This window comes from Mycobacterium sp. ACS1612 (assembly GCF_001667505.1).
Taxonomy (GTDB): Bacteria; Actinomycetota; Actinomycetes; order Mycobacteriales; family Mycobacteriaceae; genus Mycobacterium.
This window is the reverse complement of record NZ_LZHZ01000059.1, coordinates 1-5,440: the sequence shown is the minus strand read 5'-3', so window position 1 is coordinate 5,440 and position 5,440 is coordinate 1. Positions and strand designations below refer to the sequence as shown.

The window sequence follows — 5,440 nt, the reverse complement described above, 5'->3', positions numbered from 1 at the left end:
GCGGGTGTGTTGTTTGAGAACTCAATAGTGTGTTTGGTGGTTTTTGTTTGTTGTTTTTTGCCGCCCCTTTTTTTCCCGTTTAGGGGGTGGTGTTTTTTGATGCCAGTTTTTGGTGTCTTGTTTGGTCAGGTTTCTCTGATTGTGAATTCTGCCTGGGTTGTGGCCTGGGGGTTTTTGTTTGGAGAGTTTGATCCTGGCTCAGGACGAACGCTGGCGGCGTGCTTAACACATGCAAGTCGAACGGAAAGGCCCTTTCGGGGGTGCTCGAGTGGCGAACGGGTGAGTAACACGTGGGTGATCTGCCCTGCACTTTGGGATAAGCCTGGGAAACTGGGTCTAATACCGGATAGGACTACGCGATGCATGTCGTGTGGTGGAAAGCTTTTGCGGTGTGGGATGGGCCCGCGGCCTATCAGCTTGTTGGTGGGGTGATGGCCTACCAAGGCGACGACGGGTAGCCGGCCTGAGAGGGTGTCCGGCCACACTGGGACTGAGATACGGCCCAGACTCCTACGGGAGGCAGCAGTGGGGAATATTGCACAATGGGCGCAAGCCTGATGCAGCGACGCCGCGTGAGGGATGACGGCCTTCGGGTTGTAAACCTCTTTCAGCATCGACGAAGCGCAAGTGACGGTAGATGCAGAAGAAGCACCGGCCAACTACGTGCCAGCAGCCGCGGTAATACGTAGGGTGCGAGCGTTGTCCGGAATTACTGGGCGTAAAGAGCTCGTAGGTGGTTTGTCGCGTTGTCCGTGAAAACTCACAGCTTAACTGTGGGCGTGCGGGCGATACGGGCAGACTGGAGTACTGCAGGGGAGACTGGAATTCCTGGTGTAGCGGTGGAATGCGCAGATATCAGGAGGAACACCGGTGGCGAAGGCGGGTCTCTGGGCAGTAACTGACGCTGAGGAGCGAAAGCGTGGGGAGCGAACAGGATTAGATACCCTGGTAGTCCACGCCGTAAACGGTGGGTACTAGGTGTGGGTTTCCTTCCTTGGGATCCGTGCCGTAGCTAACGCATTAAGTACCCCGCCTGGGGAGTACGGCCGCAAGGCTAAAACTCAAAGGAATTGACGGGGGCCCGCACAAGCGGCGGAGCATGTGGATTAATTCGATGCAACGCGAAGAACCTTACCTGGGTTTGACATGCACAGGACGCCGGTAGAGATATTGGTTCCCTTGTGGCCTGTGTGCAGGTGGTGCATGGCTGTCGTCAGCTCGTGTCGTGAGATGTTGGGTTAAGTCCCGCAACGAGCGCAACCCTTGTCTCATGTTGCCAGCGCGTTATGGCGGGGACTCGTGAGAGACTGCCGGGGTCAACTCGGAGGAAGGTGGGGATGACGTCAAGTCATCATGCCCCTTATGTCCAGGGCTTCACACATGCTACAATGGCCGGTACAAAGGGCTGCGATGCCGTGAGGTGGAGCGAATCCTTTCAAAGCCGGTCTCAGTTCGGATCGGGGTCTGCAACTCGACCCCGTGAAGTCGGAGTCGCTAGTAATCGCAGATCAGCAACGCTGCGGTGAATACGTTCCCGGGCCTTGTACACACCGCCCGTCACGTCATGAAAGTCGGTAACACCCGAAGCCGGTGGCCTAACCCCTTGTGGGAGGGAGCCGTCGAAGGTGGGATCGGCGATTGGGACGAAGTCGTAACAAGGTAGCCGTACCGGAAGGTGCGGCTGGATCACCTCCTTTCTAAGGAGCACCACGAAAAACACTTCCGCTGTGGGGGTGTGAGCCGTGAGGAGTCTGGTCGCTGTAGTGGCGCCGGCTTGGTGCAATGACAAACGTGTTGTGGCTCAACGGGTTTGAGGGCTACACGGAAATCATCAGACACACTATTGGGCTTTGAGGCAACAAGCCCGTTGTTCTTGGCTTGCGGGTCAAGAGGTTTGGTTGTCGCCCTGCTTTGGTGGTGGGGTGTGGTGTTTGATTTGTGGATAGTGGTTGCGAGCATCTAGCACGCAGGAGTCTGTTTTGCAGGCTGTTGTGTGTTGATGTGCAATTTTTCTGATGCCCGCATGTGCCCCTTTTTTTGTGGGGTGGGTGTGGGTGACTCATTTTTTGGTTTTGTGTTGTAAGTGTTTAAGGGCGCATGGTGGATGCCTTGGCACTGGGAGCCGATGAAGGACGTGGGAGGCTGCGATATGCCTCGGGGAGTTGTCAACCGAGCGTGGATCCGAGGATGTCCGAATGGGGAAACCCGGCACGAGTGATGTCGTGTCACCCAACGCTGAATGTATAGGCGTTGGGGGGGAACGCGGGGAAGTGAAACATCTCAGTACCCGTAGGAAGAGAAAACAAGTGTGATTCCGTGAGTAGTGGCGAGCGAAAGCGGAGGATGGCTAAACCGCGTGCATGTGATACCCGGCGGGGGTTGTGTGTGTGGTGTTGTGGGGCGTTTCTTCTTCTGGCCGCCGTCAGGAGCGAAAGTGATAAACCGTGGTGTTAGGTGAAGTGGCCTGGGATGGTCTGCCGCAGTGGGTGAGAGCCCCGTAACTGAAAACATCATGGCTTTCGTGGAACTGTTCCCCGAGTAGCAGCGGGCCCGTGGAATCTGCTGTGAATCTGCCGGGACCACCCGGTAAGCCTGAATACTTCCCAGTGACCGATAGCGGATTAGTACCGTGAGGGAATGGTGAAAAGTACCCCGGGAGGGGAGTGAAAGAGTACCTGAAACCGTGCGCTTACAATCCGTCAGAGCCTTCGATTTTTCGTGGGGTGATGGCGTGCCTTTTGAAGAATGAGCCTGCGAGTCAGGGACATGTCGCGAGGTTAACCCGGGTGGGGTAGCCGCAGCGAAAGCGAGTCTGAATAGGGCGTATCCAATTCGTTGGGATTGGTGTAGTGGTGTGTTCTGGACCCGAAGCGGAGTGATCTACCCATGGCCAGGGTGAAGCAGCAGTAAGATGTTGTGGAGGCCCGAACCCACTTAGGTTGAAGACTGAGGGGATGAGTTGTGGGTAGGGGTGAAAGGCCAATCAAACTCCGTGATAGCTGGTTCTCCCCGAAATGCATTTAGGTGCAGCGTTGCGTGTGAGCACTGCGGAGGTAGAGCTACTGGATGGCCGATGGGCCCTACTAGGTTACTGACGTCAGCCAAACTCCGAATGCCGCAGTGTGTTGCGTGGCAGTGAGACGGCGGGGGATAAGCTCCGTGCGTCGAGAGGGAAACAGCCCAGATCGCCGGCTAAGGCCCCTAAGCGTGTGCTAAGTGGAAAAGGATGTGCAGTCGCGAAGACAACCAGGAGGTTGGCTTAGAAGCAGCCACCCTTGAAAGAGTGCGTAATAGCTCACTGGTCAAGTGATTGTGCGCCGATAATGTAGCGGGGCTCAAGCACACCGCCGAAGCCGCGGCAACGTAGTTTTACGTTGGGTAGGGGAGCGTCCTGCATCCGGTGAAGCAGCCGTGGAAACGTGTTGTGGAGGGTGTGGGAGTGAGAATGCAGGCATGAGTAGCGATAAGGCAAGTGAGAACCTTGCCCGCCGAAAGACCAAGGGTTCCTGGGCCAGGCCAGTCCGCCCAGGGTGAGTCGGGACCTAAGGCGAGGCCGACAGGCGTAGTCGATGGACAACGGGTTGATATTCCCGTACCCGTGTGTGCGCGCCCGTGATGAATCAGCGGTACTAACCGCCCAAAACTTCGATCACTGATCACCTTCGGGTGTGAGGGGTTGAGGGGCTGCGCGGGATCTTCGTTGGTAGTAGTCAAGCGATGGGGTGACGCAGGAAGGTAGCCGTACCAGTCAGTGGTAATACTGGGGCAAGCCGGTAGGACGACATCTAGGTAAATCCGGGTGTCTTATGTCTGAGAGGTGATGCATAGCCGAGTGAGGTGAATTCGGTGATCCTATGCTGCCGAGAAAAGCCTCTAGCGAGCTCACACACGGCCCGTACCCCAAACCAACACAGGTGGTCAGGTAGAGAATACCGAGGCGTACGAGTGAACTATGGTTAAGGAACTCGGCAAAATACCCCCGTAACTTCGGGAGAAGGGGGACCCCCATATCGTGAACCCACTTGCTGGGGGCAGCGGGAGGGGGTGGCACAAACCAGTGAGAAGCGACTGTTTACTAAAAACACAGGTCCGTGCGAAGTCGCAAGACGATGTATACGGACTGACGCCTGCCCGGTGCTGGAAGGTTAAGAGGACCCGTTAACCCTTTCGGGGGTGAAGCGGAGAATTTAAGCCCCAGTAAACGGCGGTGGTAACTATAACCATCCTAAGGTAGCGAAATTCCTTGTCGGGTAAGTTCCGACCTGCACGAATGGCGTAACGACTTCTCAACTGTCTCAACCATAGACTCGGCGAAATTGCACTACGAGTAAAGATGCTCGTTACGCGCGGCAGGACGAAAAGACCCCGGGACCTTCACTACAACTTGGTATTGGTGCTCGATACGGTTTGTGTAGGATAGGTGGGAGACGGTGAAGCCAAGACGCCAGTTTTGGTGGAGTCATTGTTGAAATACCACTCTGATCGTATTGGGCCTCTAACCTCGGACCGTTTATCCGGTTCAGGGACAGTGCCTGGTGGGTAGTTTAACTGGGGCGGTTGCCTCCTAAAATGTAACGGAGGCGCCCAAAGGTTCCCTCAACCTGGACGGCAATCAGGTGTTGAGTGTAAGTGCACAAGGGAGCTTGACTGCGAGACGTACATGTCGAGCAGGGACGAAAGTCGGGACTAGTGATCCGGCACCCCCGAGTGGAAGGGGTGTCGCTCAACGGATAAAAGGTACCCCGGGGATAACAGGCTGATCTTCCCCAAGAGTCCATATCGACGGGATGGTTTGGCACCTCGATGTCGGCTCGTCGCATCCTGGGGCTGGAGCAGGTCCCAAGGGTTGGGCTGTTCGCCCATTAAAGCGGCACGCGAGCTGGGTTTAGAACGTCGTGAGACAGTTCGGTCTCTATCCGCCGCGCGCGTCAGAAGCTTGAGGAAACCTGTCCCTAGTACGAGAGGACCGGGACGGACGAACCTCTGGTCCACCAGTTGTCCCACCAGGGGCACCGCTGGATAGCCACGTTCGGACAGGATAACCGCTGAAAGCATCTAAGCGGGAAACCCCCTCCAAGACCAGGCTTCTCACCCATTTCAGTGGGATAAGGCCCCCCGCAGACCACGGGATCAATAGACCAGACCTACACACCTAGCAATAGGCGCAGGGAACTGGCACTAACCGGCCGAAAACTTACACACAAACTCGCAACCACACACATCCACAAACAACGGCACCACACCCCACCACCAAAAATCACGGGGCCACTACAGGATTCCCACCACCAAGTGGGCACTTTGAAAAAGTGAATAGAGTTACGGCGGTCCATAGCGGCAGGGAAACGCCCGGACCCATCCCGAACCCGGAAGCTAAGCCTGCCAGCGCCGATGATACTACCCAACCCGGGTGGAAAAGTAGGACACCGCCGAACACAATTTA

Annotated in this window: 3 rRNA genes; all 3 read left to right on the top strand. The window is 56.2% G+C overall.

What is annotated here, in order from left to right:
• Positions 1-175: 175 nt before the first annotated feature.
• The 3 genes from A5724_RS23235 to rrf all read left to right on the top strand — a co-directional run bounded on the left by A5724_RS23235 (position 176) and on the right by rrf (position 5,432).
• Positions 176-1,697: ribosomal RNA gene (locus A5724_RS23235) — 16S ribosomal RNA — on the top strand.
• Positions 1,698-2,077: 380 nt separating this feature from the next.
• Positions 2,078-5,202, top strand: a 23S ribosomal RNA gene (locus A5724_RS23230).
• A 115-nt stretch (positions 5,203-5,317) separates the two neighbouring features.
• A 5S ribosomal RNA gene (gene rrf / locus A5724_RS23225) occupies positions 5,318-5,432 on the top strand.
• The 16S, 23S and 5S rRNA genes sit together here, the layout of an rRNA operon.
• Positions 5,433-5,440: the final 8 nt, after the last annotated feature.